The organism is Bradyrhizobium sp. PUT101, assembly GCF_052043945.1.
Taxonomy (GTDB): Bacteria; Pseudomonadota; Alphaproteobacteria; order Rhizobiales; family Xanthobacteraceae; genus Bradyrhizobium.
On the sequence record NZ_CP197207.1, the window covers coordinates 2,022,832 to 2,048,881 of the forward strand.

General features: G+C 61.0%; 26 protein-coding genes, 1 tRNA gene and 1 pseudogene. 13 read left to right on the forward strand and 15 right to left on the reverse strand.

What is annotated here, in order from left to right; all coding sequences use genetic code 11:
- Positions 1–64: 64 nt before the first annotated feature.
- Genes ACSHT2_RS09910 through ACSHT2_RS09920 form a run of 3 tightly spaced genes read left to right on the forward strand, consistent with a single transcriptional unit; the run spans position 65 to position 1,846 of the window.
- Positions 65–718, forward strand: a complete 654-nt coding sequence (locus ACSHT2_RS09910; RefSeq protein ID WP_440641398.1) for a CoA transferase subunit A — start codon at positions 65–67, stop codon at positions 716–718.
- A gap of 4 nt (positions 719–722) precedes the next feature.
- Positions 723–1,373, forward strand: a complete 651-nt coding sequence (locus ACSHT2_RS09915) for a 3-oxoacid CoA-transferase subunit B (RefSeq protein WP_440641399.1) — start codon at positions 723–725, stop codon at positions 1,371–1,373.
- Between the two features lie 14 nt (positions 1,374–1,387).
- On the forward strand, positions 1,388–1,846 hold the full coding sequence (locus ACSHT2_RS09920) for a MaoC family dehydratase (RefSeq protein ID WP_440641400.1): 459 nt from the start codon (positions 1,388–1,390) through the stop codon (positions 1,844–1,846).
- Positions 1,847–1,884: 38 nt separating this feature from the next.
- On the opposite strand, the gene ACSHT2_RS09925 is transcribed toward ACSHT2_RS09920, so the two are convergent.
- From ACSHT2_RS09925 to ACSHT2_RS09960, 8 genes are all read right to left on the reverse strand, one after another.
- Positions 1,885–2,205, reverse strand: coding sequence for a DUF3551 domain-containing protein (locus ACSHT2_RS09925; RefSeq protein ID WP_440641401.1), 321 nt, complete (start codon positions 2,203–2,205; stop codon positions 1,885–1,887).
- Complete coding sequence (fabI, locus tag ACSHT2_RS09930) at positions 2,180–2,968, reverse strand: enoyl-ACP reductase FabI (RefSeq protein WP_440641402.1); 789 nt, start codon at positions 2,966–2,968, stop codon at positions 2,180–2,182. The genes ACSHT2_RS09925 and fabI overlap by 26 nt, the downstream gene beginning before the upstream one ends.
- A complete protein-coding gene (locus tag ACSHT2_RS09935; protein ID WP_440641403.1) occupies positions 2,965–4,179 on the reverse strand; it encodes an acetate/propionate family kinase in 1,215 nt (404 codons plus the stop codon). The genes fabI and ACSHT2_RS09935 overlap by 4 nt, the downstream gene beginning before the upstream one ends.
- 5 nt (positions 4,180–4,184) lie before the next feature.
- Positions 4,185–5,147, reverse strand: a complete 963-nt coding sequence (locus ACSHT2_RS09940; RefSeq protein ID WP_440641404.1) for a phosphate acetyltransferase — start codon at positions 5,145–5,147, stop codon at positions 4,185–4,187.
- Between the two features lie 29 nt (positions 5,148–5,176).
- On the reverse strand, positions 5,177–7,396 hold the full coding sequence (locus ACSHT2_RS09945; RefSeq protein WP_440641405.1) for a DUF3141 domain-containing protein: 2,220 nt from the start codon (positions 7,394–7,396) through the stop codon (positions 5,177–5,179).
- 64 nt (positions 7,397–7,460) lie between these two features.
- Positions 7,461–8,513 carry an AI-2E family transporter gene (locus ACSHT2_RS09950; protein ID WP_440641406.1) on the reverse strand — a complete coding sequence of 351 codons (1,053 nt, stop codon included), beginning with the start codon at positions 8,511–8,513 and terminating at the stop codon, positions 7,461–7,463.
- A gap of 32 nt (positions 8,514–8,545) precedes the next feature.
- Positions 8,546–9,211 (reverse strand): hypothetical protein, encoded by a 666-nt coding sequence (locus ACSHT2_RS09955; protein ID WP_440641407.1) that lies wholly within the window; start codon positions 9,209–9,211, stop codon positions 8,546–8,548.
- Positions 9,208–10,503: a DUF2254 domain-containing protein gene (locus tag ACSHT2_RS09960; protein WP_440641408.1), complete on the reverse strand. Its 1,296-nt coding sequence runs from the start codon at positions 10,501–10,503 to the stop codon at positions 9,208–9,210. Before ACSHT2_RS09960 ends, ACSHT2_RS09955 begins: the two co-directional genes overlap by 4 nt.
- Positions 10,504–10,690: 187 nt before the next feature.
- Between ACSHT2_RS09960 and ACSHT2_RS09965 the strand changes: the two genes are divergently transcribed.
- Positions 10,691–11,080, forward strand: a complete 390-nt coding sequence (locus ACSHT2_RS09965) for a DUF1622 domain-containing protein (RefSeq protein WP_440641409.1) — start codon at positions 10,691–10,693, stop codon at positions 11,078–11,080.
- 521 nt (positions 11,081–11,601) lie between these two features.
- Here ACSHT2_RS09965 and ACSHT2_RS09970 read toward each other — a convergent pair.
- Positions 11,602–11,706: transfer RNA gene (locus ACSHT2_RS09970), tRNA-Ser, on the reverse strand.
- A 455-nt stretch (positions 11,707–12,161) separates the two neighbouring features.
- Here ACSHT2_RS09970 and ACSHT2_RS09975 point away from each other — a divergent pair.
- Positions 12,162–12,383: pseudogene (locus ACSHT2_RS09975) on the forward strand (transposase); the annotation flags it as partial.
- Positions 12,384–12,421: 38 nt separating this feature from the next.
- Here ACSHT2_RS09975 and ACSHT2_RS09980 read toward each other — a convergent pair.
- The gene (locus tag ACSHT2_RS09980) at positions 12,422–12,604 is read right to left on the reverse strand and encodes a hypothetical protein (RefSeq protein WP_440642809.1); all 183 of its coding nucleotides are present in this window, start codon (positions 12,602–12,604) and stop codon (positions 12,422–12,424) included.
- Positions 12,605–13,044: 440 nt separating this feature from the next.
- Here ACSHT2_RS09980 and ACSHT2_RS09985 point away from each other — a divergent pair, with 440 nt between their 5' ends.
- Positions 13,045–13,230, forward strand: a complete 186-nt coding sequence (locus ACSHT2_RS09985; RefSeq protein WP_440641410.1) for a hypothetical protein — start codon at positions 13,045–13,047, stop codon at positions 13,228–13,230.
- Between the two features lie 31 nt (positions 13,231–13,261).
- Positions 13,262–13,489, forward strand: coding sequence for a hypothetical protein (locus ACSHT2_RS09990; RefSeq protein WP_440641411.1), 228 nt, complete (start codon positions 13,262–13,264; stop codon positions 13,487–13,489).
- A 173-nt stretch (positions 13,490–13,662) separates the two neighbouring features.
- On the opposite strand, the gene groL is transcribed toward ACSHT2_RS09990, so the two are convergent.
- Both groL and ACSHT2_RS10000 read right to left on the reverse strand, forming a co-directional pair.
- Positions 13,663–15,303: a chaperonin GroEL gene (gene groL, locus ACSHT2_RS09995; protein ID WP_440641412.1), complete on the reverse strand. Its 1,641-nt coding sequence runs from the start codon at positions 15,301–15,303 to the stop codon at positions 13,663–13,665.
- A 139-nt stretch (positions 15,304–15,442) separates the two neighbouring features.
- Positions 15,443–15,760, reverse strand: coding sequence for a co-chaperone GroES (locus tag ACSHT2_RS10000; RefSeq protein ID WP_440641413.1), 318 nt, complete (start codon positions 15,758–15,760; stop codon positions 15,443–15,445).
- Between the two features lie 355 nt (positions 15,761–16,115).
- On the opposite strand from ACSHT2_RS10000, the gene ACSHT2_RS10005 reads away from it, so the two are divergent.
- The 5 genes from ACSHT2_RS10005 (at position 16,116) to ACSHT2_RS10025 (ending at position 22,782) form a co-directional block, all read left to right on the forward strand.
- Positions 16,116–16,295, forward strand: coding sequence for a hypothetical protein (locus tag ACSHT2_RS10005; protein ID WP_440641414.1), 180 nt, complete (start codon positions 16,116–16,118; stop codon positions 16,293–16,295).
- 725 nt (positions 16,296–17,020) lie between these two features.
- Positions 17,021–17,956 carry a class I mannose-6-phosphate isomerase gene (locus ACSHT2_RS10010; RefSeq protein WP_440641415.1) on the forward strand — a complete coding sequence of 312 codons (936 nt, stop codon included), beginning with the start codon at positions 17,021–17,023 and terminating at the stop codon, positions 17,954–17,956.
- Positions 17,953–20,235 carry a glycosyltransferase family 4 protein gene (locus ACSHT2_RS10015; RefSeq protein WP_440641416.1) on the forward strand — a complete coding sequence of 761 codons (2,283 nt, stop codon included), beginning with the start codon at positions 17,953–17,955 and terminating at the stop codon, positions 20,233–20,235. Before ACSHT2_RS10010 ends, ACSHT2_RS10015 begins: the two co-directional genes overlap by 4 nt.
- Before the next feature lie 34 nt (positions 20,236–20,269).
- Positions 20,270–21,565 carry a glycoside hydrolase family 130 protein gene (locus ACSHT2_RS10020; protein ID WP_440641417.1) on the forward strand — a complete coding sequence of 432 codons (1,296 nt, stop codon included), beginning with the start codon at positions 20,270–20,272 and terminating at the stop codon, positions 21,563–21,565.
- A gap of 845 nt (positions 21,566–22,410) precedes the next feature.
- Positions 22,411–22,782, forward strand: coding sequence for a hypothetical protein (locus ACSHT2_RS10025; RefSeq protein WP_440641418.1), 372 nt, complete (start codon positions 22,411–22,413; stop codon positions 22,780–22,782).
- A gap of 396 nt (positions 22,783–23,178) precedes the next feature.
- On the opposite strand, the gene ACSHT2_RS10030 is transcribed toward ACSHT2_RS10025, so the two are convergent.
- The 3 genes from ACSHT2_RS10030 to ACSHT2_RS10040 are packed head-to-tail and all read right to left on the reverse strand — an operon-like array spanning position 23,179 to position 24,511.
- Positions 23,179–23,685 (reverse strand): cation transporting ATPase C-terminal domain-containing protein, encoded by a 507-nt coding sequence (locus ACSHT2_RS10030; protein ID WP_440641419.1) that lies wholly within the window; start codon positions 23,683–23,685, stop codon positions 23,179–23,181.
- 19 nt (positions 23,686–23,704) lie between these two features.
- On the reverse strand, positions 23,705–23,872 hold the full coding sequence (locus tag ACSHT2_RS10035; RefSeq protein WP_440641420.1) for a hypothetical protein: 168 nt from the start codon (positions 23,870–23,872) through the stop codon (positions 23,705–23,707).
- 3 nt (positions 23,873–23,875) lie between these two features.
- Positions 23,876–24,511, reverse strand: coding sequence for a TetR/AcrR family transcriptional regulator (locus ACSHT2_RS10040; RefSeq protein ID WP_440641421.1), 636 nt, complete (start codon positions 24,509–24,511; stop codon positions 23,876–23,878).
- Between the two features lie 223 nt (positions 24,512–24,734).
- Between ACSHT2_RS10040 and ACSHT2_RS10045 the strand changes: the two genes are divergently transcribed.
- On the forward strand, positions 24,735–26,045 hold the full coding sequence (locus ACSHT2_RS10045) for a phytoene desaturase family protein (protein ID WP_440641422.1): 1,311 nt from the start codon (positions 24,735–24,737) through the stop codon (positions 26,043–26,045).
- The last annotated feature ends 5 nt before the right edge of the window (positions 26,046–26,050 follow it).

The window sequence follows — 26,050 nt, forward strand, 5'->3', positions numbered from 1 at the left end:
CAAATCAAAGGATTGCGCCTACCGCCCGCCAACATTCCGCGGACGAACCGATCGGAGTTCCATCATGAGGGCCGTATCCGTCGAAGAAGCCGTCGCGATGATCCCGACCGGCGCGAGCGTCATGGTCGGCGGCTTCCTGGGCGTCGGGACGCCGGAGCGTTTGCTTGACGAGCTGGTCCGACAGAAGAAGAGCAATCTCACGATCATCAGCAACGACGCGGCCACGCCCGGTAAAGGGGTCGGCAAGCTGTTTGACGCAATGCTGGTGTCGCGGCTGTCCGCCTCCCACATCGGTCTCAATCCGAAGGCGCAGCAGCAAATGCTGACGAACCAGATCGCGGTTGATCTCATTCCGCAGGGCACTTTTGCCGAGCGTATCCGCGCCGGCGGCAGCGGCTTGGGCGGTGTGCTCACGCCGACCGGAGTCGGCACGCTGGTCGCGGAAGGCAAGCGCCAAATCGAAGTCGACGGCAGGCCGTATCTGCTCGAAACCGCGCTGCGCGCCCAATTCGCTCTGGTGCACGCCTTCCTCGCAGACTACCTCGGCAATCTCTCCTATGCGTTGACCTCCCGGAATTTCAATCCGGTGATGGCAATGGCGGCCGATACCGTGATCGTGACCGCGGAGCACATCGTGCCCGTGGGTGTCATCGCGCCCGACCACGTCGTGACACCGGCACCGCTGGTGGACTATCTCATTACGAACCCGAACGGATGACATCATGGATGCACAGGAGATCATCGCCCGGCGGGTTGCACGAGAGCTCAAGGCCGGCAACCTCGTCAATCTCGGCATCGGCATTCCGACCCTCGTCGCCAACTATGTCTCGCCCGACTTGAAGGTGTTCTTCCAGTCCGAGAACGGGCTGATCGGCACCGGCCCCATTCCAGAACAGGGACTGGAGCACCCCCTGCTCACCGATGCTGGCGGCCGACCGATCAGTGCCCTGCCGGGCGCAAGCACATTTGACAGCGCGATGTCCTTCGCATTGATCCGCGGCGGCCATGTCGACGTCACAGTGCTCGGCGGCCTGCAAGTCGATGCACGCGGACACCTCGCCAACTGGATGATCCCCGGCAAGATGGTGCCCGGCATGGGTGGCGCGATGGATCTGGTCAGTGGCGCCAAGCGGGTCATCGTCGCCATGCAGCACGCGGCGAAGGGCAAATCGAAAATCGTCAATCAGTGCAACCTGCCCCTGACGTCCAGCCGGCCGGTGAGCCTGGTGGTCACCGACCTCGCCGTGATCGGCTTTCCGAACGGCAAGGCGACCCTGCTCGAGACCGCCCCCGGCGTCAGCGTCGGCGAGGTCATGGCAGTCACCGAGGCCGAGCTCATAGTCGGCGACCGTGTCCCTGAAATGAAGATATGAGCGGGCGGAGCAGCATGCGGATATTCAGCGACTTCAAGGACATCAAAGCGGCCGTCGGCACCGAAATCGGGGTGAGCGACTGGATCGAGATCTCCCAGGAACGGATCAACCAGTTTGCCGAGGCGACCTGTGACGAGCAATGGATTCACGTCGATCAGGAGCGCGCCAGGAAAGAGATGCCGGGCGGCAAGACCATCGCCCACGGGCTGTTGTCGCTCGCGCTCGCGCCACTGTTCATTCGATCCGTGGTCGGCCTGAAGGGCTTGCGCAATACACTGAACTATGGTGCGGACCGGATCCGCTACCTCGCGCCCGTGCCGGCAGGATCCAAACTGCGAGGACGCGTGACAATCGCGGAAGCCGAGGATGTACCGCCCGATGGCCTGCGCGTGAACTATCACCTCGTGATCGAGATGGAAGGCGGCTCGAAGCCGGCCTGTGTCGCCGAGCTGATCGCGCTGCATTATCGCTGAGACACGATCGGCACCAGAGCCTTCGCCTCACAAGCCGGTCAGTAAGAGCGTCGGTAGCCGGGATAACCCAAAGCAGGCCTTTGCGTCTGGGCAAAGTACGGGTTTATCTCACAGGTGGCCGCGCGGCCGGATGCTGAAGCCCGACATTGCGGGATCGATGTGTAGCTGCAATCGATCCACTCCCCACCGCCCAGAGATCCTTCGTAGACCTTCATGACGAGATATCGAGGGTCATAGGTCTGGGCATGCCCTGCCACAGAACCGATGACCAGCAACACCATGCTCAGCAAGGGCGATACGCATGCTACATCCATCCCTCGGCCAGGCCCGCGCTCAATCGATGATGTGGTATCCGCCATCGATGTAGAGGACTCCACCGGTCATGAGCTTGGCGCCGTCGAGCGCCAGGAATGCGGTAGCGTTGCCGACATCGTCGATGCTCACCAGGCTCCGCGCCGGCGCTTTCGATTGCGCCTTGTCCATTAGCTCATCAAACTCGGGAATGCCCGAGGCCGCACGGGTGGCCAGCGGTCCCGGCGAGATTGCATGCACGCGGATCCCCTTCGGACCCAATTCGGCTGCCGCGTAACGAACCGCCGATTCCAGTGCCGCCTTCGCCACACCCATGATGTTGTAGTTCTCGACAACCATCTGGCTGCCATAGTAGGTCATTGTGAACATCGTGCCGCCGTTCTTCATCAACGGCTCGGCCAAATGAGCCATCCGAAGGAAGGACCAGCAGGAGACCTCCATGGTCTTGAGGAAGCCCTCGCGGCCAACGTCGACGACACGGCCGTGCAGTGCCTCCTTGGGCGAGAATGCGATCGAGTGCAGCAGGAAATCGAGCTGTCCCCACTCCTTCGTGATTCTGCCAAACACCTGTTCCGTCTGGCCTTCGACCATGACGTCGAGCGGCATGAAGATCGGTGCTTCCAGCGCCTGTGCAAGCGGCTCGACGTGCTTCTTGGCACGGTCATTCAGATAGGTGACCGCCAGCTCGGCCCCGAGCGCGCGAAACGCCCTGGCGCAACCCCAGGCGATGGATTGGTCGTTTGCGATACCGACGACGAGCCCCTTCTTGCCCTTGAGGGCAACCTTGGTCTCCGGATACACGGGAATCATGACACCCTCTCTTGTCTGGGGTTGCTCGATGATGTGTTCATCAGCAGCGACAGTGTATGCTGCGCAATCATCAGCTCTTCATCCGTCGGCACCACGTAGACTGGAATGAGACTGCTCGGCTGCGAAATCAGCCGCGCGTGGCGCGAGTTTTGGACGGGATCGAGCGCGACTCCGAGCCAACCGAGCTGCTCGACTACGCGGGCGCGAATGGTTGCGGAATTCTCGCCGATCCCGGCCGTGAAGACGAAGGCATCGAGACCTTGCAGAGCGGCTGCCAGCATCCCGGCGTTGAGGCCGACCCGATAGGCGAAATAGTCGATCGCGAGCTTTGCTTTGGGATCCTCGCTCTTTTCCAGCTCGCGCATGTCGTTGCTGACACCGGAAAGGCCCTTCAGGCCGCATTGGCGATAAAGGAAGTCCTGCACGCCCACGGCCGACATGCCCTTCTCGGCCATGAGGTAGAGCACGACGCCGGGATCAAGCTGGCCCGGCCGTGTTCCCATCGGCAGACCGTCCAGCGCGGTGAAACCCATGGTGCTCTCGACGCTCCGTCCGTCCTTCATTGCGCACATTGAGGCGCCGCTGCCGAGGTGAGCAACGATCACTCGACGCTTTGCGATTTCGACCGCAACGCTCGGCAGCGTCCTGGCGATGTACTCGTAGGACAGGCCATGAAAGCCGTAGCGCCGCACGCCTTCCGCATGGAGCTGATGCGGGATCGCATAGTAGTCCGCCAGGGCACCATGCGTGCGATGAAATGCGGTGTCGAAGCAGGCGACCTGCGGCAGAGCCGGGAAATTTGTCAGGATCGAGCGGATCGGCGACAGATTATGCGGTTGGTGCAGCGGTGCAAGATTGATGAAGCGCTCCAGCCGAGCCACCACGCCATGATCGATCAGGACCGGCTTATCGTAGTTCGGACCTCCATGCACCACCCGATGCCCGACCGCAATCGGGTGAATGCTGAGCTCCTCGCGCAGCCACTCGCCAGCCACGCCCATTGCAATCGATACATCCGGCACCGCCTCGATCGGGTAAGCGCGGTCGGCCAAGGGATCACCCGCCGCGCCGCGTGCCTTTAGCCGTGGACGGCTGCCGATGCCATCCATCTGGCCCTTGATCTGCCGCCGCAGCCGGCCCTCGCCCTCGACCGAGAAGATCTGGAATTTGACACTCGAAGAGCCGGCGTTGACGACGAGGATCGTATCCATGGGGATTACGCGGCTATCGTTGGAGCATGCTGGCGACGCGCATTCGCGTAAAGCGAAGCCACCGCGCAAGAAGCCATTCGCGCACGCGGCGTATCAGCCCGCGAGGTCAGGACGACCGGCACCCGTGCGCCGAGCACGATGCCGGCGCCATCGGCCCTGGCAAAGTAGGCGAGATTCTTCGCCAGCATGTTGCCGGCCTCGAGATCGGGAACGACGAGGATCTGCGCCCGGCCTGCGACCTCGGACTTGATGCCCTTGATGCGCGCCGCCTCAGGGTCGATTGCATTGTCGAACGCCAGCGGCCCATCGAGCACACCGCCGGTGATCTGGCCGCGGTCAGCCATTTTGCAGAGCGCAGCCGCCTCGATGGTCGATGGAATCTTGGAGGTGACGGTTTCGACCGCTGACAGGATGGCGACCCGCGGCTCCTTGCCGAACCCAGCCTGCGTGTAAAGATCGATCGCATTCTGGATGATGTCGCGCTTGGCGTCGAGGTCAGGAAAGATGTTGATGGCAGCGTCCGTCACGAACAAGGTTTCCGCGTAGGCCGGCACGTCCATGACGAAGACGTGGCTGATCCGGCGATCGGTTCGCAGGCCTCCGGCCTTCGCGGTGACGGCCCGCATCAGTTCGTCAGTGTGCAGGCTGCCCTTCATCAGCATTTCGCCTTTGGCAGCGTGGATCAGCTCGACCCCCTTGGCGGCAGCGTCCTCGCTGTGCGCGGCATCGACGACGTCGAACCCCGAAATGTCGAGAGCGCACTTTCTGGCCGTGTCTCTGACCCTGCCTTCGGGACCGACCAGGATCGGCCGGATGATCCCGGCTTGTGCGCTGTCGACGGCCCCACGCAGCGAAGTCTCGTCGCAGGGATGCACCACGACGGTTGGGACCGCAGGGACGGCCTTTGCTGTCGCGATCAGCCGATCATACTTGCTGGAGTATTGCGATTGCCCGCTTTCGGCTGCCATGATGCTGTTCCCGATCCTTTGAACGGCCGTTACGATGCCTTCGCCTGGTCGAAAGAGGCAACGTTGCTCTTGCTTCCCTCTCCCGCCTCAACGCCTAGAAGCGCCGCAATACGCTGAAGGCGCCTTGCGGGCTCACCGACAAGCTCGCCGCTGGCGGAGAGCACGTCCCGCATCGACTCGAACAGAGCCCGGCGCTGATTGATGTCATCAGGCAGCATTTTAGGGATCGCTGCGAGGGCTCCCTCCTGATCCAGGAGCAGCACGAAGAACTGCTCTCGAACCAGCGTCTTGAACTCGAAGAGCGATAGGCGAGGCCCGCTGTAGTCCTGCCGCACTCGGCGGAGCGCCTCGATGCTGCGCTCGTCGACCATTCCGCGTGCCGAGCCGATGTAGAGCATGCTTCGAATGGCTGCCTCACGAGGACCACCCTCGCCGACCCTTGATTTCAGTTCGGCAATCCGCTTCTCGAGCATTGCCCGGTGCTCGGCCGACATCTCGCGCCGGCGCGAGACTTCCGACTTCGGATCGATCCCCAGCGCCGCCTGCAAGGCCGGCGATCCGTAGACGTTGAGGAAGACCGTTTCGCTCAGCGCCTCGGTTGCGTCGCGCCAGCTATCGAGCGCGTGGACGATCTGCTTGGACATTTGCTCCTGGAAGGCCAGGAACGGATTGTCCTTCGACACCGGCTTGCGCTTGTCCTCGATCTCCTCCGCGACCGACTTGACCGTCGCCATCAGCGGATTCCGACTGCTAAAGAGCTCATACTGCAGCCGCAGCGGATGCAGGTTGCGCATCGTTTCCGCCACTTGCGGGCTCACGACCTTCTTGATCCAGGGCTGAACGAACTTCCGGTAAGCCGCCAGATTGAGCTCGGAGACGCGCTTTGCGGTGGCGAACCGCCGCTCGTCCTCCGGCGAATTGCCGCCCATGGCCCGGATGTCATCGAGCGTGCGCGCCTCGCAACGCATGACCCATTTACCCACGACCAGATCCGAGCTCGTCGTCTCCTCGTCCTTGGCCTCGAATGTTGCCTCATAGAGCCCCGGCGGCAGCACATCGATCAAATCGATGTTCTCGGAGAATTCCGCATGCTCCTTCTTGGCGACGCCTCCGGAGACGAAAATGCCGAGATGGCCGACGCTCTGATGAACCGTATAGACGATCGTCTGCCCATAGGCCCTGATCTCGTCGACGTCCGCGTAGCAATCGAGAATCCAGTCCAGCGCCTGTTGTGGGGGCGTGACGTTGTCGCCCTCGGAACAGAATACCAGAATGGGCGATCGAATGTTTCGAAGATCGACCCTCTCGCCATTCGACATCTCGATCTTGCCGGCGGCGAGGTTGTTGCCGATGAACAGTTCGTCGACGATGAACTGGATTTCCTCGGCGTTCAGATTGACGTGACCGCCCCACCAGCGCTCGAATTCGAGATAACGGTCCGCTTCGGTGTCGACCTTCGAATAGACGTTGTATTGCTTGGTCCACAACGTGTTCGACGGATTCTGGTTCTCGAAATTCTGCACTAGCCAGGCGCCGTCGAACCTGCCCGCGCCGAGATCGCTGGCGAGCGCCGTCAGCCAGCTTCCGCCCAGGAGCCCGCCCGAATAGCGCATCGGATATTTGCCGTGCACACCCGCCCAATAGGCGAGCGGCGCGCCGGCGATGATGATCGGCCCGAACAGCTCGGGCCGCAACGATGCCAGGATCATCACGGCCCAGCCGGCCTGGCAGTTGCCGATCACGCAGGGTTTGCCGTCGGCTTTCGGATGCAGGCTGATGACTTTCTCGATGAACAGCGCCTCGGCGCGGGCGATGCGCTCGATCGTCTGTCCCGGCATCGGCTCCGGCAGGAAGCCGACGAAATAGCAGGGGTGACCCGCCTTCATCGCAACGCCGATCTCGCTGTCAGCCTTGAAGCCGCCGATGCCGGGGCCGTGTCCGGCGCGTGGATCGACCACGATGAACGGCCGCCGCTCGGGATCGATTTCGACCCCCTTCGGCGGAATGATGCGGACCAGCGCGTAATTGACCGGTTCATCGAGCCTGCGGCCGTCGATGATCAGTTCGGCGGCATACTGCAGGACATGGGGCGCCGTCTGCGCGACATGCTCGCGATACTGATCGCCGCGTCGGCGCATGATGTCCAGGAAGAGCACACTGCGCTGCCCGGCATCGACCAGATATTCGACGGCCGAGGCGACGAGCCCGGACATGGGACCACCTGGGAGATTTGGAGTTTCCATCGACATGTTCCGACCTCTGTTGTCCGCATCTTCATTGAGAGGCCGTGGCGAGGAGATACGTTGACTTAGGTCAACGGTCGGACGCATTGCGGGCCGCGCCGGAACGCTCGGTGGCAATCCAAGCCACCGTCAGCTCCCAAGCCACCGACAAGACGATCGGTCCGATGAACAGTCCGATAATCCCATGCGCGAAGGTCCCGCCGATCACGCCGACCAGAATCACCAGCGTCGGGGTGGTGAGTCCTCGGCCCATCAGCAGCGGTTTCAAGACGTTGTCGAGCAGACCGACGACGATCAGAAACAGCGTCAGCAGAACTGCCGTGGTGACGTCCTTGTCAGTCCAGATCCAGACGATCACGGGCAGCATGACGATCGCGGCACCGACCTGCACGATTGAGAGCAGCAGCACGATGAATGCCAGAAGGCCGGCGACCGGAATGCCTCCCAGCTTGAAGCCGATACCGGCGAGCAGAGCCTGGATGACCGCGATACCTATCACGCCCTGAGCCACCGCGCGGATGGTCGCACCTGCCAGATCCAGGAAGTGTTCGCTTTGCTCAGGGACGATCCGCGACAGGAATCGCCGTCCAGCGGCCACAAGCAGCTGTCCGTACGGCAGCATCAATCCGGCGACTGCGACAGACAGCAGAAACTTGATCGCGCCAATGCCGGCATCGCCCGCAAACCCCAGCAGCGTTCCGGCCAACGGCTTTAGGTAAGGGGTCACCTGGCGCAGCACCGAGCGAATGTTGGACGATGCCTGGTCCCAGAACTCGTAGAGCTGCGATCCCACCAGCGGCCAGCGCTTGATCGCCTCTGGCAGCGACGGAACCTTGAACTCTCCGGCCGACAACTGCCCGGCAAAATCCTTGATCCCCTCCACCGCGCCGATGCCGAGCCACGCCGCCGGCCCGATGAGGATCGCGAGATTGATAGCGGTGATGAAAACGGCCGCGAGCTTCGGTCGGCCACCCAGCATCTTTGCGAGCCTGACGAAGACGGGGTTGAACGCGACGGCGAGCACGATGGCCCAGGCTAGGATCGTTCCAAAGGGGCGTATCAGAACGAACGTCCAGACGATCAGCAGCACCAATAGCCCGAGGCGGATGACGAGGCGGATCAACTCTTCTCCCAGGAAAAGCTGGCGCAACGACCTCACGGGCGCACCTCGCCCTCGTCTTTCTTTAGCCAGATGTTGACGCTTACCAGGAGTACCCAGAACGGAAAGACGACGAGACTCCAGTCGATGTAGTAGCTTCCGATGAGAAGGACGGCGGCGACTGCATGCCCGCCATAGGCCAGCCAACGCGGCGTGAGACCCGTGTAGAGGGCGATCGTCGACGTCGTCATCATGAACACGGAGGCGGTCTTGACGAGATAAATGTTGACCATTCCGTATGCCAGGCCGCGGCCGAAATGGAACGTCGCGGAGTTGATCAGCACGTTCGGCGCAGCGTGGAAGGCCAGAATGACGGCGCCGATCACCGCGGCGGCGGCGAACAACATGGCCAGCATCAGGATGGCGCTGCCGAAGAAGACCGTCGCAAAGAACTGATCCTCGCGCGTACCGAGCCGGTCGCGTAGAAAGCCGACGAACCACAGGAATGCCACGCCCGCGAAGGGCACGAGGTTCAATGCCAAGGCGACGTTGCCGGTGCCGCCCTGGAGCCATGCACCCGGTTCGAGCGGATCGGCCGGCACTGACCGCCGCATCAACCAGAACACGGCGAGAAGCAGCACCGAAAACAGGATCCCCGCCGCGGCCGCCACGCGCGGGGCACGCAATTTCGCACGCGTCCATACGGTTGCTTGCGTGATCACGAGACCGCCCGTCCCATTTCTTCCGAGGGCGCCCGGCTTGCCGCTCCGCCCCCCTGATGGTGCGAGAGGCCGAGACCCTGCCGGTCCTCGATGCGGGCCGCCGCGCGGTCCTGCGGATCGAAGCCCGAGCGCTCAATCCCGGAATCGAGGTGAATGAGGTAGTCGCGAACGAGTCTCGCCCGCTCGCCATCAACGCACGCCGCGAGTTCAACCAGCGCGGCGCGCAGCCGGCGCATCACCTGGATGGAGGTCGATCCGAACTGCCGGATCTCGTCGAACGCCAGCGCGAGGTAGTCCTCCCAGGTCGGCATCCGATAGATCACCCTGAGATCGCCGGCCTCGTCGAACGCCAGGCACGCCTCCAGATCACATTTGGCAAGCCGCCGCAGCATATCCTCGATCTGGTCGATGGCCTGCACGGCGGTGGTGGGGTCATTGATGGCCGGGGACAGCGCCTTGATCGCGACATCGACGAGAAGCCGCATTGCATATTTCGGGTCCTGCTCGAAAGTCCGCTGCTCGTCGAGATGAACGCATGCACTCAGCTCCTTCTCTGGGACGAGAGTGGTCGTCCCGTGGGCGCGCATGATGACACTATCTTCGAGCAGCGTGTCCCCGACGCCGCACTCCATCATGATGAGACCGTCCATGCGGCGGGCATGGCCGACCAGCCTTGCAATATCGATCGACGTCACCGATTGCGGATTGCCGGCATGCTTGACCGTCAGCTCCGGCGTACCTTGGAAATCTTGCGCTCGCGCGGCATTGCCGGACGTGCGCCACGGGACCGCCTGGTACGTGCTGACGATGACCTGCCGGCCCGTATCGCCGAGCGCCTGCAGGACGCGCATGATCTGGAGATTGTTCAAGCGCTGAACGAGCTGCGCAAGCATCAACACGCTGGCTACCAGCATGGCTGCGACGATCGCGGCAGACAGAAATGGCACGCCCTGCGCCCCCTGGCGATCGACCCAGGCCAGCGTGGAGAGGCTGTACATGAAGGTCGCGACGAACATGCCGAGCGAGTGGAACAGCAGCCGGTCGCGCGCAAACCAGACCACGAGGCGGGGCGAATAGACCACCGCATTGAACTGAACGAGCACGAAAGCGATCGAGAACACGATGCCGGTCAGCGCCATCATGCCCGAGGCCACCGCCGACAGGTAAGCCTGGGCCGATGACGTCGACAGATTGAGGCTGGCGGCCAGAAACGTGGATTCCAGGCGCGGCACCAGAAAGCCGGCGGCGACACTTGCAATCGCGTAGAGCGTGGGTATGAGCCAAAGCTGCATGCCACTTCCTTTCACAATGCACGAATTCCGCCGCGCTGGGCTCCGTCGGCTCAGCATCTTCGCGATTGCCCACGGTTTGTTGATCTTGATCAAGGGTGCGTGGCGCGTGCGTTGGATCAATGAGGCTCACTGGCGGACGCAACGCTCATCGCGACGGAGCGCCGTGCGCGCAAAGAAGACTCTGATCATGAACTCCGCCGCCGATCACGCGCCCGCATTCGAGACTGCCGCCAGCCAGTGGATTCTCCTCGTCGGCGTCGGCATCGAGATCTTCGGCGTGTTCATTATCGTCGTCGGGATCATCTGGTCGGCCCGCTACCTCTTTGGGCGAAACGCCGCGTCCCGCTACGACAGCTACAAGATCAGCATCGGACGATCGCTGTTGCTCGGCCTCGAGGTGCTGGTCGCCGCAGATATCGTGAAAACGATCGCGATCGAGCTGACCTTCGTCAGCCTCGGCCTGCTGGCCGGCCTGGTCGTGGTCCGCACCTTCCTGAGCTGGACACTGACGCTGGAGATCGAAGGCCGCTGGCCCTGGCAGCCGGATCAGCCCGAGAGCGCCAGAGAAGGTCATTGAGCTTGCGCCCGAGGTGGGGCGGTCGCAGCCTCCCTAGCCCTGCATTCAAATCAGACCGATGACACCGTCCGGTATGTCACCGTTTCCGCGGTCAACGAACACTCCCATATTCGACGCTTCGGTCCGGGCGCAGAACCTGGCTGTAGGCACGGCTGCAGAAGACACCTTTGCCCGGGTCGAAGCGCCGCTTTCAATGATGCACATGACCGTGGCTAAGGCCTCGATGAAAGATACCGCACGGCCGATGGGCTCTATTGAGAAGCATACTAAATTGCCACTGACTGTTCGGTTGCAAGCGGCTGTCGTTTTGCGCGCCCCAGTATCCCATTCCACGACGAGCACGTAAGCGACCTGTCTCATCGGATTTGTGCGTTGTATCGAATGGGTGGAGACACGGAAGCAACGGATAAGTCGCACAGCAATCTGATCGTGCCACGTCCGTCCACAAAAAGCATCGCGCGAGATCCATTTTGTTCTCGGCGACTTCTGCGCGAAGGGCTTGGAAAATAAGGATTTTCCAATGGTGGGCGCACCAGGGCTCGAACCTGGGACCCGCTGATTAAGAGTCAGCTACGGGCTGAGCACAATCAATGACTTACTGGTTGCCCCTATGGACCTATTCGACCGAAAATGGGCATTCGGCGCACGGAATTCCATCGGACTATCGGGGTGAGGTCATTCTTGCCGCCGTCGAGAATCCTCCCGCTGACTGGGAGGAACGTCTCCGGGCCGTGGCAAAGACCATGACGGACTACAAACGCCCTCGCCTCATGATCGCGCTTGACGAGCTTCCTCGAGATGGAATTGGCAAGGTTCTTCGCGGAGCCATCCGCGTTGACCTGCTCTCCCGCTTCAGGATCACCGGTGGCCCACGGCCACGGCTCGAGCCACGCGAATAGGACTGTGTGCGCCTTTCATTCATTGGCAACTTCGCACATCCGTCCGGGGAATAGTCAGTTGAGCCACTCAAACTCCCGACACCACCTTTTGCCGTCACCGCTGTTCCTAAGTCTCTTGGCGATCTGCCGAATGCTCAGCTCTGAGGCAACTCCAAGGTGGTCTTCAACGGCCGGCGCGAGGTCTCGGCGTGGACATCGGCCGCTCCGAGGCCGAGACGTTCTGGACGGCGTTCTTGCGCAAGCTCGCCCGCCGCGGCCTGCGCGGTGTCAAGCTGGTGGTGTCCGACGCCGACGAGGGCATCAAGGCCACCGTGGCCAAGGTGCTCAACGCTAGCTGGCAACGTTGCCGCGTCCACTTCATGCGCAACGCTCTGGCCCATGCCGGCAAGAGCGGGCGGCGCGTCGGTAAAACTCGAAGAGATGCTTAGACGCTCGCCGCATTTCACAATGATCCGATCAGCCATCGCCCCTTGTGAATATCGAATTTCACCAGCCCTTCGTCCCGCATTTTCAACAGGAGGGACTGGCAAGCTTCCTGATTCATGACATTGGCGCGCTTCATCACCTCGTAGACCTTGAGCGGCTTCTCTCTGAGCGCATTCAGGATTTTCTCTCGATCATTCAGCACGACAAAACCCCTTCCGTTGTCACGCGAGCTAGATCACTGAGAGTACGACAGTTGATCTTCCGTTACGATTCGCTCGATATTCTCCGACTTGCTCTTGATACGGTATCTAAGACGTCCATCCGACTCGATGGGCATACATTGAATGATGGTGTAGATCATCGGCGGATCAGTTGCTGCACGTCCCTGGGGACCCTGGGGCTGGTGGCGAACGTCTTCATTCAGCTTATAAGCATATGACATAAGTTCACCTCTGAAATCATCTACGGCTGCTTTAGCGTGAGGCATGCTGTGACGCAATTGATCCGGGCGCTGCAGCCTTGGTCTGGACGCAGGCACTCTTCAAGTCGTCGCCTGTCAGACATATCATAGGCTCCACGATGATTTGTAGCCAATGATATTGGTAGGCTTGGATCAATCTTGGGTGCAAGGATCTGGCAATGACCAAACGGAAGCGCTCCGCCGAGCAACAGGTCGCGGACGAAGCGGACCGAAAGGCCCAAAACCCCGTTGGAGCGCGGCAAACGATAGCGGACAGCCACGCCGATCCAGAGTTCCAGGAAAACCATAAACGTCTCAGAGCCGAGCGCCTGGCGAGAGATGCCGAGTTCAACAGCAAGAATTGACTCGCTCGAGCGAAGCATCAGATCGGAAAAGATGACGAAAACAGTTAGTGAATACGAACCGCCGAAACCAATCAGTAAAGCGGAGCGTGAAGCACGCAAGGCCTTCCGCCAAGTCGACGCGGAGAAAGCCCTGTCCGAGCACGCGCTCGCCGAGAAGGCTTTTGCTCAGAATCGAGAGCGGCTGAGGGCAGAGCGGCTGGCCCGGGAAGCCGCAGCGGGCCCGGTGCCAAAGAAGCAACCCAGGGCGAAGAAGAGGTGAACCCGCACGGACAGGTGCGCAGACTGGCCTTTGCCGAAGTCGCGCTTGACGCCTTCGGCTATCGGCCCGATGGCATCCGAGTACCCCCGGGCGAATGTTGGAAAGTTACCGATTAATACAGCAAGGGCCCGGACATTGCGGCCGGGCCTCTGTGTGCGCGCTGAGGGTTGGACTTAGAAGTCCATGCCTCCCATGCCGCCTCCGCCAGGAGGCATGCCGCCAGCCGCGTTCTTCTTTGGGATTTCGGCAACCATCGCTTCGGTAGTGATCAGGAGCGCCGCAACAGACGCGGCGTTCTGGATCGCCACACGCACCACCTTTGTCGGGTCGATGATACCCTTCGAAATAAGATTGACGTACTCGCCTGTCTGAGAGTCGAAGCCGTAGGCGTAGGTTTTGCTCTCCAGGATCTTGCCAACGATCACCGAGCCGTCTTCGCCGGCATTGATCGCGATCTGGCGGGCTGGATAAGACAATGCCTTGCGCACGATCTCGACGCCGGTCTTCTGGTCGTCGTTCTTGGTGCGCAGGCCCTTGAGCTGCTCGGAGGCACGCAGCAGGGCGACGCCGCCGCCGGGGACGATGCCTTCCTCGACAGCAGCACGGGTTGCATGCATCGCGTCGTCAACGCGGTCCTTGCGCTCCTTGACCTCGACCTCGGTCGCGCCGCCGACGCGGATCACTGCGACGCCGCCCGCGAGCTTGGCGAGACGCTCCTGGAGCTTCTCGCGATCGTAGTCCGAGGTGGTTTCCTCGATCTGCGCCTTGATTTGATTGACGCGCGCCTCGATGTCAGCCTTCTTGCCGGCGCCACTGACGATCGTGGTGTTCTCCTTGTCGATCATCACCTTCTTGGCGCGACCGAGCATGTTGAGCGTGACGTTCTCGAGCTTGATGCCGAGATCTTCCGAGATCGCCTGGCCGCCGGTCAGGATCGCGATGTCCTGCAGCATGGCCTTGCGGCGATCGCCGAAGCCCGGAGCCTTGACGGCCGCGACTTTCAGACCGCCGCGCAGGCGGTTCACGACGAGGGTCGCGAGGGCTTCGCCTTCGACGTCCTCGGCGATGATGACCAGCGGCTTGCCGCTCTGAACGACTGCTTCGAGCAGCGGGAGAAGCTCGTTGAGCTGAGACAGCTTCTTTTCGTTGATGAGGACGTAGGCATCCTCCATTTCAACGCGCATCTTGTCGGCGTTGGTGATGAAGTACGGCGAGATGTAGCCGCGATCGAACTGCATGCCTTCGACCACCTCGAGCTCGGTCTCCAGCGACTTGGCTTCCTCGACGGTGATCACGCCCTCGTTGCCGACCTTCTTCATGGCATCGGCCAGGAATTTTCCGATCTCGGCGTCTCCATTCGAGGAGATAGTGCCGACCTGGGCGATCTCGTCGTTCGAGGTGACCTTCTTGGAGTTCTTCTGAAGATCTGCCACGACGGCTTCGACCGCGAGGTCGATACCGCGCTTGAGGTCCATCGGGTTCATGCCGGCCGCAACCGACTTGGCGCCCTCGCGGACAATCGCAGCCGCTAGAACAGTCGCGGTGGTGGTACCGTCGCCGGCCGCGTCAGCGGACTTGGAGGCGACTTCGCGCACCATCTGGGCGCCCATATTCTCGAACTTGTCGTCGAGCTCGATCTCCTTGGCGACGGTGACACCGTCCTTGGTGATGCGGGGTGCGCCAAACGACTTGTCGAGCACGACGTTGCGGCCCTTCGGACCAAGTGTCACCCTGACGGCGTTCGCGAGAATGTCGACACCGCGAAGCATGCGATCGCGCGCGTCGACGCCGAATTTGACTTCCTTGGCGGACATTGTGATCTCCCTTGGGACCGATGCTCATGCGACTGGCCCGGAGGGCGTCTGGGCAATGAGATCATCAGGTAGGCTTGAACCTCGTCCTGCGAGATGACGGCTGCGCCGGCTGCTCAGGACGGGATCGGACAACGGCAGATTACGCGACCTTCTTCGCGACGTGCGAAACAACGGTGAGAACGCCCATGATGTCGCTCTCCTTCATGATCAGGAGGTCTTCGCCATCGAGCACGACTTCGGTGCCCGACCATTTGCCGAACAACACGCGGTCACCGGTCTTGAGGTCGATCGGGATGAGCTTACCCGCTTCGTCGCGGCCTCCCGCACCGACGGCCACGATCTCGCCCTGTGAGGGCTTCTCCTTGGCATTGTCAGGAATGATGATGCCGCCTTTGCTCTTTGCTTCGGCTTCGATGCGCTTGACCACCACTCGGTCGTGGAGCGGACGGAACTTCATGGTGCCCTCTGTTTCTATTTTCGGTCCTAGCAGTCGTCTCTCGAGACTGCCAACCTTCTGCAACTATGTCCGCGCGAGCGACATACAAGGTATTGCCGGAGCGATATTCGCCGGTGACCGTGTCTGCGTGAGAAACCGATAGCTATTTACCAGGAAAGCGCGCACGGTCGCTCAAGGGCCGAAAAGCGGCTTACTCCTCCTGTACGGTCGTGCTGTCGCTCGCGGATGTCATGACGGCATCTGCCCGCCCCGCTACTTGCGGATTTCACGCCGCAAGCCGGCGAGAGCTGGGCGAGCACGAGCTGGTGTCTAAGGAATAGGAGCCCACTTCCGGGCTCTCAACAGAAAGCACTTCATGCAGAATCTCTCACCGCGGCACGTCAGGTTGGAAGAGTCCGTTCGGCTCGGCGTGGTGTCCGGATGGTATTCGACCAAAGTCAGTGGAACGTTTGTGTCCGGTCCTCATGAATCGGAGGCCGATTGCCTTCGCAAGATCGCGGAGATTAATCCTCCGCCGGCGGCCAAGCGGAAATGACCCGATCTCTGGAGCTGCCCGTACCGGAAATGGACGGAGGCGAGCGGCGATGATCGACGGCAATCCCGCCGGCATCATCTCAGTGGCCGCGGTGTGAGGCACTATGTGCCCGCTTGCGGGGACCGGGAGAGGCTTCAATTTACAATTTGCGTCGTGCTCACCGCTGTTGCGGAGCGATAGTGATCAACCATCGAACAGGAGTACAGGACCTGTCTTGCTTGATGACGCGGCCGTCGTCTTTGTCAGGGTTGGAGATGAGGACCGCCGTATGCGAGAGATCGAATGGGATGCGCCGCATGGACTGAGGCTCGCCCATCTTGGGGACCGAAGTCCGACGCCCGAACATCCACCCTCGCCCAAACATGACTGTCTTGCTGTTCGACCGTTAGATGGCGTCGGCAAATCGATACCTGCTCAACAGCCCGGCTCGAACCTTGCGGTCGCGTGCGGTTTTCTATTCCGGAAGCCAGGTACTTTTTGGCCCCTTGGATGCGCCGGGGCACGCTATGCAGCAAATGAGACGGACGCTGCTGACTAAGAAGAAGCAAGTAAAACGCCCTGCGGGAGGTTGTACTCGAGTGGTGGAGTAGCCACGTAACAACTCGGCATCCGACCGCCTTGAGCGCCTATCTGGATTCGCGACGCCTTAGCCAGGCCAAATCCTATCGACGAAATCGGTCAACGGCACGTCGCCCCGACGTGTGCGTCACGGGTCAGGATCACTTATGCCTATCGAACATGCCGCCGTGCGGGTCGTCCAAAAGCCCTGGGGCGTCGGCGATCTCAGACCATGGAGCAATATTGACGGGTCTCGTGGTGCCGTCGGCGAGTTGTGGTTCGAGCGCGCCGACGAGAGCGCGCCCACGCCCGCCTTGCTGCTCAAGCTGCTGTTCACCAGTCAACCGTTGTCCATCCAGGTTCATCCAGACGACACGTTCGCGCGCGCGATGGGGATGCCGAACGGCAAGAGCGAGGCATGGTACATCCTCGCGGCCCAGCCCGACGCGCAGATCGGCGCTGGATTAAAACATCAGGTAACGGCGCAGCAATTGCGTACGTCGATCCAGGACGGTTCGATCGCTGAACTCCTTCACTGGCAATCGGTTGCCGCAGGCGATGTGATCTACATCCCGGCCGGCACCATCCACGCCATCGGCGCCGGCATCGTGCTCGCAGAAATTCAGCAACGCAGCGACGCAACCTTCCGCCTGTATGACTATGGTCGGCAGCGTGAGTTGCACGAGGACAATGGCGTCGCGGTTGCCCATCCATGGCCGCTTCGAACGCTTGGCAATTCGGCGGCCGTCGCCGCCAACCGGACGACTCTCGTCGCGAGCAAGCATTTCGTGCTTGAGCGCGTTGAACTTCCCGAAGGTTCAAGCTGGGCACTGCTTGCCGAACCGGAGACCTGGATGCTCATTCTCAACGGACACGCTGCAATCGGTTTGGCCGCGGCATCGACGGGGGAAGCCATCTTCATTGGCGGCGGCCGCAACAGCATCGAGGTTGGCCACAATGGCTTGAGCGCGTTGATTGCGTATCCCGCCAGCCGCCCGATCGATTCTCTGTTGCAGAGTCTGGATGAGCAACCGGGCAAGCTTACTCATCCAGCCACGCATTCAGTTCCGCAATTCGCGGGCAGCGCCGAGGCCCGAACTTGACACCGCTTCGCCGCATCGCCGTCATCGGCAATTCGCTGCCTCGCCGTTGCGGCATCGCGACTTTTACGACTGATCTGGAAAGGGCGATTTCGAATTCACGGCCGGACCTGGAGGTCAGCATCGTTGCAATGAACGACCACGGACAGGCCTATGACTATCCCGCTTCGGTCGCCTTGCAGATCAAGGATGACACCATTGAAGATTATGTCCGCGCCGCGGCCTTCCTGAACGCGGGCCGGTTCGACGTCGTTTGCCTGCAACATGAATTCGGGATCTTCGGCGGTGAAGCCGGCGCTCACATCCTTGAACTGCTTTCAGGCCTCAGCATGCCCGTCATCACGACGCTGCACACGGTGCTGGCCAAACCAACTACCGCCCAGCGTGCGGTGATGGAGCGCCTCGTCGGGACATCTTCGAAGATCATCGTGATGGCCAACAAGGGACGCGAGACGTTACGGAGCGTCTATCGCGTGCCTGACGACAAAATCGAGGTTATTGCGCACGGCATTCCCGATTTTCCGTTTGTCGAACCAGACGCAGCTAAGACCAAGCTCGGATTCAGCGGCCGTTCCGTCATTCTGACGTTCGGGCTTCTGTCCCCCAGCAAGGGCATCGAGGTCATGATCGACGCGATGCCTCTGATCCTGGAACGCTGTGCGGACGCGGTTTATGTCGTGCTCGGCGCGACCCATCCCAATCTCGTGCGCGACCAGGGCGAGGCCTATCGCCACGGTCTGATGACGCGCGTACGGGAGCTTGGCATCGAGGACCATGTCGTATTCCTCGACCAATTCGTCAATCAGGCGACGTTGCTGGAATTCATTTCGATGAGCGACATCTACGTCACGCCCTATCTCAATGAAGCGCAGATGACGTCGGGGACGCTGGCCTACAGCTTTGGATTGGGCAAGCCGGTCGTCTCGACTCCGTACTGGCACGCGCTTGAGTTGCTGAACGATGGCCGTGGTGTGATTGTTCCCTTCGGCAACGCGGTGGCAATCGGCAAGGAAATCGCTCAATTGCTCACCGATGCCCCTCGCCGGCAGGCGATGCGCGAGCGTGCCTACGCCATCAGCCGCTCGATGACATGGGAGCGCACGGCCGAGCGTTACATGGCTTCATTCGAAAATGCGCGTCGTGGTGACTGGCTCAAGGTGGCGGCACGTCCCGGGCCGGTCGCGGTCGCGTACAGCCCGGCGGTATCCGACATGCAATTGGATCACTTTCTTTCGATGTGCGACGATACCGGCCTGTTCCAGCACGCCGTCCATTCGGTGCCAGATCGGGCTCACGGCTATTGCGTGGATGACAATGCCCGTGCCTTGCTGCTGGCGTGCGCCCTCAACAATCCCGGCGAGACGCGTCTGTCCGAAGTGTTGACGGCTCGTTTTGCCGCGTTCGTTCAGCATGCGTGGAATCCCGACACCAGACGGTTTCGCAATTTCATGGGCTTTGATCGAAGCTGGCTCGAAGACCGCGGCTCCGAGGACAGCCACGGGCGAACATTATGGGCCCTGGGTGAGTGCGCACGCAGGGATGCAAGCCCGTCACGACGCCGATGGGCTGCCGGATTGTTTGCCGAGGCACTGCCTGTCGTCGAGGCCTTTGGTTCGCCCCGCGCATTGGCATTCACCCTGCTGGGTCTGGACGGCTATTGCGCCGTCGTTCGCGATGATGCGCGCGCCCGGGAGATCCGGCATGCTCTGGCCGACAGGTTGATGGTGGCCTTCGCTTCCGTCGAGACGCCGGGCTGGACGTGGTTCGAGGAAGGCCTGGCGTATGACAATGCTCGCCTGTCGCAAGCCCTGATTATTACGGGCATGGCCACGCAAGCACCCGACTACCTCGCTGCCGGATTGCGATCCTTGCGTTGGCTGATGACGCAGCAAACGGCTTCGGCCGGACATTTCCGCCCCGTTGGCACTGCGGGCTTCGGTGAGCCGCGCCAAGCGCCTCGCGCGTTCGACCAGCAGCCGGTCGAGGCAGCGGCAACGATCGCGGCCTGCCTGACCGCCTGGCGCGCGGAAGGCGACGCCGAATGGAAAGCGATTGCGACCAACGTTTTCGCCTGGTTTCTTGGCCACAACGATTTGTCGATCGCACTCGTCGATCCCGAGACCGGCAGCTGCCGGGATGGATTGCATCCCGACCGAGCCAACGAAAACCGCGGCGGCGAGTCCGTCGTGTCCTATTTGCTCGGTCTTGCGGATATTCGTCAGCTTGCGCGCGTCAATGTCAGCGTGACACCGCCGGTGGCGCTTCGCGTCATCGGCGTCTGAACTTCAGTTGCCCCTCCAGCGGTCCGAGGACATCTTGTCGCAAGCCAGATTCCTGCATCGGCAAGCGCTCTATCTGCGCCCCGATCCTGCGCGCGTGATCGTACGCCCGTTCAAGCCGGCAACTGAACCGCGCGATCTCAACCCGACCGACAAGACCCGCGCCAACCACATCGTAGAACGGGTTTTGGCCCTGGACCCGGAAGTCACCGCCAACCTTTTGGCAGACGTATTGGCGAACTTTCAGGGCCGGCACCGCAACCTGCTGGAGACGTTCGAGTTCCGCGCCGATGAGATGGAGCGGGCGTTGGCGGCTCACGGCGCTTTTTCGACCATTCAGCGCCAGTTGATCGGGGCCTATTTCCTGAACGAATATTCGTTCGAGGCGTCTGCCCTGTTCAATCCCAGCATCGTACCGCATCCTGACCAGTCAGGCGCGCCGAAAGACGGCCTGCGCTTTGTTCTCAGTCTCCGGGCCGTTGGCGAAGGGCACGTATCTTCGCTGACATTTCGCAGTGGCACCATCGCAGCCGACGGCAGCCTGGCGGTCGATCCGACCGCGCGATTGGCCTCCAGTCCCCGGGTCGGACGCCACATGCCCGGATCATCAGGCGGAACGGTTGAAATCACGTTCAAAGAAGAACAGGACATCAGCGAACGCGTGATATTTCCGGTCACGGAATCACAATCCCAAGGCATCGAAGACGCCCGCTTCGTCGAATTTATCGATGGTGATCGCAAGACGTACTACGCGACCTTCACCGCCTATACCGGCAGAGCGATACAGTCGGAGTTGATCGAAACGCGCGACTTCCTGTCATTTCGAATGTCGCCGCTGCAAGGGACCGCGGCGCGCAACAAGGGCATGGCGCTATTCCCGCGCAAGATTGACGGCAAATACGCCATGATCGCGCGCCAGGACAACGAGAACCTTTATCTGATTTATTCAGACGATCTGTACCAATGGAATGGCGGCCAAGCCATCCTGAAGCCGCAGTTTCCCTGGGAGTTCGTGCAGATTGGAAACTGCGGTTCGCCGATCGAACTCGATGAAGGCTGGCTGTTGCTCACGCACGGTGTCGGCCCCGTTCGAAAATATTCGATCGGCGCCGCCCTGCTGGACAAGAAGGACCCATCCAAGGTGCTGGGTCGTGCAAGTGAACCTTTGCTGCATCCGGAGCCATCCGAGCGCGAGGGCTACGTTCCCAACGTGGTCTATACGTGTGGCGCGATGCGGCACCATGACCTGATTATTCTGCCCTACGCCGTCTCCGACACCTATACCAATTTTGCGACGATTCATATCGCAGCCCTGATGCAAGCAATGTCCTGATTGCGCGGACAATCGACTTCCCTATGAGCGGGGCGGCCTGGGCCGTATCCCAGGGCTACATCAATGGTCTATTATTGGCCGTAGCGGACGCATAATGCGGCTCCCGACCAAGTCCGCTTCGCGCCCCGGTGCGGCGGCAGATTGGGACGATGCAAAAAAGCTCCGTCGCCCGTTCGAAATAACTACGGACGGCGCTTCTCCAGCCTCGAGAGGATGCCAGCAAAATCCCGGCTATTCATGGGTCTGAGCACAGGCCGGAGAGGTTCACCATCGGGTGCTCGTGGGGACGTTTGAGCTAGCTACAGGAACCGATGTCCAATCAAGTCCAATCAAACAGGTGTCGTCCCACTAATGACAGACAGAAGACCGCTGTGATTGGGTCGAACGTCTTCTGCACGAATGTTTTATTTGATCTTGTTATCCTGGATCTGAAAAGCGCCCCTCCCATAGCGCTCAATGATTGCAAATGTAGAAAGTCGCTCTCACGGAGGCTTTTTTGATTGTGCCACCAGTGGACGAGAGCATTTTCGGTTCAGCCGCTGATAACTGCGATCACGACCTGAGACCTTACTCCAGAGACGATGGCGCGCGAACCTTTGGACTTGAGACCAAGATGGTGCTGTACAGCACCAGGACAAAGCCCTACTGTTGAACGACAAGGTGGCAGTTGTTCGCCTTGAAGCTGTCCATGAAGCGGTGACTTCCGAAGTCGCTGCTCGTCCTCGTAGCGGCAGCTAGCGTGCCATCGGAAGGCGCAATCTCACAGAGACGGATGTTTTGCCAAGCACGGACGCAAGCGGCGTCTGCGGCTGCGAACCGGCTTGTGCGCAAAAAAGGAGACCATCATGAAAATGCCCGACATTCTGCAAGGTGAGGCGCGGACACGCTTTCTCCAGGGAATCGCTTTCGGCGCTGTTGGTGCGATAACGATCGGATTTTTCTGGGGCGGCTGGGTCACTGGCGGCACTGCCAAAACTATGACCGCAACGGCTGAGACCAATGGTCGGATGTCTGTTCTGGTCCCGATATGCGTGGCGCAGTTCACAGCGGCCGAGGGCGCCGTCGCCAAGTTCAAGGCGGCGGGGTCCTATTCTAGGGACAACCTCATCAGCGAATACGTGAAGACCGTTGCCGCCACGAGTATGGACCATTCATTCGCCAGGGCGTGCGCAGTCGGCGTGGAAGCTGAGCTCTCGAAAACGGCCACAAAAAGCTGAGCGGTCGGTTCGCCAAAGAAGGGATCCAGCGAAATGACCGATCACAGGATCGGACGGCCTTTCTTATCTTGTATATGGCTTGCGGTCATCCTACTCGCGGCTTCTTAGCGGATCGGCGGCGATGACGAAGTGTGTAGAGCGGCCCCGGTCATGGTCGAGCGGCTTGAAGAACGCACTCGTGTTGCTTGGCTACTTCGTAGAGATCGACGGTGATCTCCACCTGCCGAAGTACACCAGAGGGCTCCCTGCCGCTCTACAACTTGTCTGCGACCGTAGGCGGTTGGCGGTACATCGCGATCCATGAAGGTGGCATGACCGCGAAACGGATCGCGGCCAAGAATCTCGAGATGCTGCCGAAGAAGCTCAAGTTCGAGCTGAACACAAAGCCGCAACGCCCTATTCGCAAGTCTCTACCCGCGAAGCAGATCCAGAGTCTCCGCTCGCGCGCGAGCTCACACTGTTGGATCTGATGGTTGCACTCCCCAAGGACAAGGCAAGCGTGTTCAGCGCAATGGTTCGGGCGAGGTCGGGGGCGGGGGCGTGTCCTCTGTCAGTCGCATAGGTGTACATACCGAAGACTGCCGCAAGGAACAATGCGGAGACGAGGATGATATGCCAGATCAGCGCACCGGTAAGCAGCGGCTCTTTCCGTGACCGCGGCGCCCGCTTCATCGTGTCGTCTTCGGTCGGCTCGAACGCGAGCGCGACGCCGAGAGTGATTCCGGTGATCAGGTTGATCCATAGAATCTGCACCGCTGTGACGGGCAGGGCCATGCCGAGAAACAGTGCGGCGATTATCGTCGTCGCTTCCCCGGCATTAGTGGGCAACGTCCAACTGATCACCTTCTTGATATTGTCATAGACTGTGCGCCCTTGTGGCGTGATGTTGAGCCCAGGCGTCACCACGCTGTTTCAGGCAATGTCATACGGCCAGACGCCGGAAGGTCGCGATTCCTCCGAACATCAGCGCGACGTCACCGATTGCCCATTCTTCATCGAAGGCTGCCACTCCTGGCGCAGCGATGGACCGATCGTCGCCGAAATCTTTCCGCAGTTCGCCGCGAAAGCCTCGACCGGGACTGACGGCCAAGCCTTACGCTCGCTGCCGCTGTCGTGCCGACAAGTCCGACGGCGATGCCTGGGTCGTGATTCCGTAGAGGAACTGGTCGACCACCATGTCGGCAAATTCGGCCGGCCCGATGCCGCCTTTCGGATCGTACCACGTGTGGCTGAAATTCAGGGTACCGAAGAGCATCATTGTGTAGATCTTCTTCGTCCGTTTGACGATCTTGCCTTGCCTGTCGAGTTGAACGAGAAGATCGGAAATCATCTCGACGATCCGACGTTCGAGTGTCTTGATGGTCTGCTGGTCCGCTTCGCTGAGGAAAGACAGATCATTGAGAATAAGGCGCTGTTCCTGCGACGAACGGGCATTGAGCTCGACGATCGCGCGGATCGCGGCGCGGAATTGGTCGAGCGTCGTCGATTTGCCGGCGATCGCCGTCTCCACATCCGCGATCATCTGACGGACATGCGCGTCGAGGATTGCGAACAGGATCGCCTCCTTGGACTCGAAATAGTGATAGAGGGCGCCGCGCGACAATTTGCACGCATCGGCCAACTCCCCGATCGAAGCCCGCATGTATCCCTGGTTGGCAAACAGATCGCAGGCCGCGTTCATGATCCCGCGGTGAATGTCGTCGTAGTTCTCCGATCGCGTCCGCGCCATGCAAGTCTCTCGCCTCTCAGCTGCCGCCGAGCGAATCCGGCAGACAGGAGACCTTGTATACCAATGCAATGCGCAACGCGCGCCGTGCGGGGCCAGCCGGTCTCCGGACAAATCAGTTTGATCCAGATCAAAAAATAATTTGAACGGACAGTCGGATTATAATATCCTCCCTCCAGCAATCAAGGACGCTGGGATCAACCGGCGGCGCACGGGGAGGTTTCTGGTGGCTGATCAACGGTTCGACGCCGTCGTTGTCGGGGCCGGCGCAGGCGGCCTTTGCGCAGCTGCGCGGCTTGCTCATGGCGGACTGCGCACGCTTGTAGTCGACGACAAGATGCGTCTCGGCGGCCGCGCCTCAACCGAGGAGATCGACGGATTCAAGGTCAACATCGGCGCGATCGCGATCGAGTTCGGCGGGGTTTTCGAGGAAACCTTCAATACGGTCGGTGCCTCTCTCAATATCCGGGCGCCCGAGCCGGCGAGCTCCTTCCTAATCGATGGCAAGCTGGTCGATGTCGGTCGCGGCGGCTGGTCGCTGCTGTTGGGACAACTGACCAAGCAAGCCTCCCGGATCCTCGAAAAATTCGCCGATGCGCGCTCCGGCAACCTGCCTGACGGACGGCAATCGACCGAGGACTGGCTGAAGGGCTACACCAACAACGCAACGGTGCATGCGCTCTTCCGCAATCTCTGTGCGGCGATCTTTGCCTGCAATGCGGCCGAGCTGCCGGCGCGCGCGTTTCTAACCTATTTCACCAGCAAGGGCGCATTCAAGCGGTTCGGCTTCTGCCCGCAAGGCACGATCGGCGTATGGAATGCGCTGGGCACAGCCATCGCGCGCAATGGCGAAATCTGGCTCGGCACGCCGGCTGTGAAGATCCACACCATCGACGGCCGCGTCGATGGCGTCACGGTGACGCGCGATGGAAAACAGATGCGGATCGACACGGAGATCGTGATCAGCAATGCCGGTCCGAAGGCTACGGTGGCGCTCGCTGGAGAAGCGGCATTCCCGCCCGACTACGTCGAAAGAGTCCGTCACGACCTGCGCCCGGCCGCCAACATCGTCATCAATATCGCAAGCCGCGAACCGCTGATGGTTCACCCCGGCATCGTCACCTTCGGCAAGACCCGGCGCCTGTGCAACATGGCGAACCTGACCGCGACCTGCCCGGAGCTCGCCCCTCCAGGCTGGAACCTCTATGTCGCCTACGCCGTGCCGGTCCCGGCGCTCGGCGATTTTGACTCGGACGCCGAGGTCGAGCTGGCGCTTGCCGACCTGCGCGAGCAGTTTTCCAGTTTCGACCAGGCAAGAATTCTCTCCATTCGAGTGATGCGCGACGACTGGCCGGCGCAGCGGAGCTGTGCCGGCTACGATTTGCCCCGAGAAACCGGCATCGCTGGCCTCTGGTGCGTCGGCGATGCCGTGAAGGAATATGGCAATGGCGGAACGCAAGCCTGCGCCGAGACGGCGAAACTGGTCACCGACGCGATACTTGCGTCACGCCAGAAGAAGCAGGCTGTCGGGATTTGAGATCA

Excerpts from the sequence above, each read along its gene's own strand:
- ACSHT2_RS09940 (WP_440641404.1), bottom strand. The coding sequence starts at position 5,147 with ATGGCAGCCGAAAGCGGGCAATCGCAATACTCCAGCAAGTATGATCGG.
- groL (WP_440641412.1), bottom strand. The coding sequence starts at position 15,303 with ATGTCCGCCAAGGAAGTCAAATTCGGCGTCGACGCGCGCGATCGCATG.
- ACSHT2_RS09945 (WP_440641405.1), bottom strand. The coding sequence starts at position 7,396 with ATGTCGATGGAAACTCCAAATCTCCCAGGTGGTCCCATGTCCGGGCTC.
- ACSHT2_RS09925 (WP_440641401.1), bottom strand. The coding sequence starts at position 2,205 with ATGGCGGATACCACATCATCGATTGAGCGCGGGCCTGGCCGAGGGATG.
- ACSHT2_RS10010 (WP_440641415.1), top strand. The coding sequence starts at position 17,021 with ATGCCTATCGAACATGCCGCCGTGCGGGTCGTCCAAAAGCCCTGGGGC.
- ACSHT2_RS09910 (WP_440641398.1), top strand. The coding sequence starts at position 65 with ATGAGGGCCGTATCCGTCGAAGAAGCCGTCGCGATGATCCCGACCGGC.
- ACSHT2_RS09960 (WP_440641408.1), bottom strand. The coding sequence starts at position 10,503 with ATGCAGCTTTGGCTCATACCCACGCTCTACGCGATTGCAAGTGTCGCC.
- ACSHT2_RS09915 (WP_440641399.1), top strand. The coding sequence starts at position 723 with ATGGATGCACAGGAGATCATCGCCCGGCGGGTTGCACGAGAGCTCAAG.
- ACSHT2_RS09920 (WP_440641400.1), top strand. The coding sequence starts at position 1,388 with ATGCGGATATTCAGCGACTTCAAGGACATCAAAGCGGCCGTCGGCACC.
- ACSHT2_RS10040 (WP_440641421.1), bottom strand. The coding sequence starts at position 24,511 with ATGGCGCGGACGCGATCGGAGAACTACGACGACATTCACCGCGGGATC.
- ACSHT2_RS09985 (WP_440641410.1), top strand. The coding sequence starts at position 13,045 with ATGACCAAACGGAAGCGCTCCGCCGAGCAACAGGTCGCGGACGAAGCG.
- ACSHT2_RS10025 (WP_440641418.1), top strand. The coding sequence starts at position 22,411 with ATGAAAATGCCCGACATTCTGCAAGGTGAGGCGCGGACACGCTTTCTC.
- ACSHT2_RS10000 (WP_440641413.1), bottom strand. The coding sequence starts at position 15,760 with ATGAAGTTCCGTCCGCTCCACGACCGAGTGGTGGTCAAGCGCATCGAA.
- ACSHT2_RS10005 (WP_440641414.1), top strand. The coding sequence starts at position 16,116 with ATGCAGAATCTCTCACCGCGGCACGTCAGGTTGGAAGAGTCCGTTCGG.
- ACSHT2_RS09990 (WP_440641411.1), top strand. The coding sequence starts at position 13,262 with ATGACGAAAACAGTTAGTGAATACGAACCGCCGAAACCAATCAGTAAA.
- ACSHT2_RS09935 (WP_440641403.1), bottom strand. The coding sequence starts at position 4,179 with ATGGATACGATCCTCGTCGTCAACGCCGGCTCTTCGAGTGTCAAATTC.
- ACSHT2_RS09965 (WP_440641409.1), top strand. The coding sequence starts at position 10,691 with ATGAACTCCGCCGCCGATCACGCGCCCGCATTCGAGACTGCCGCCAGC.
- fabI (WP_440641402.1), bottom strand. The coding sequence starts at position 2,968 with ATGATTCCCGTGTATCCGGAGACCAAGGTTGCCCTCAAGGGCAAGAAG.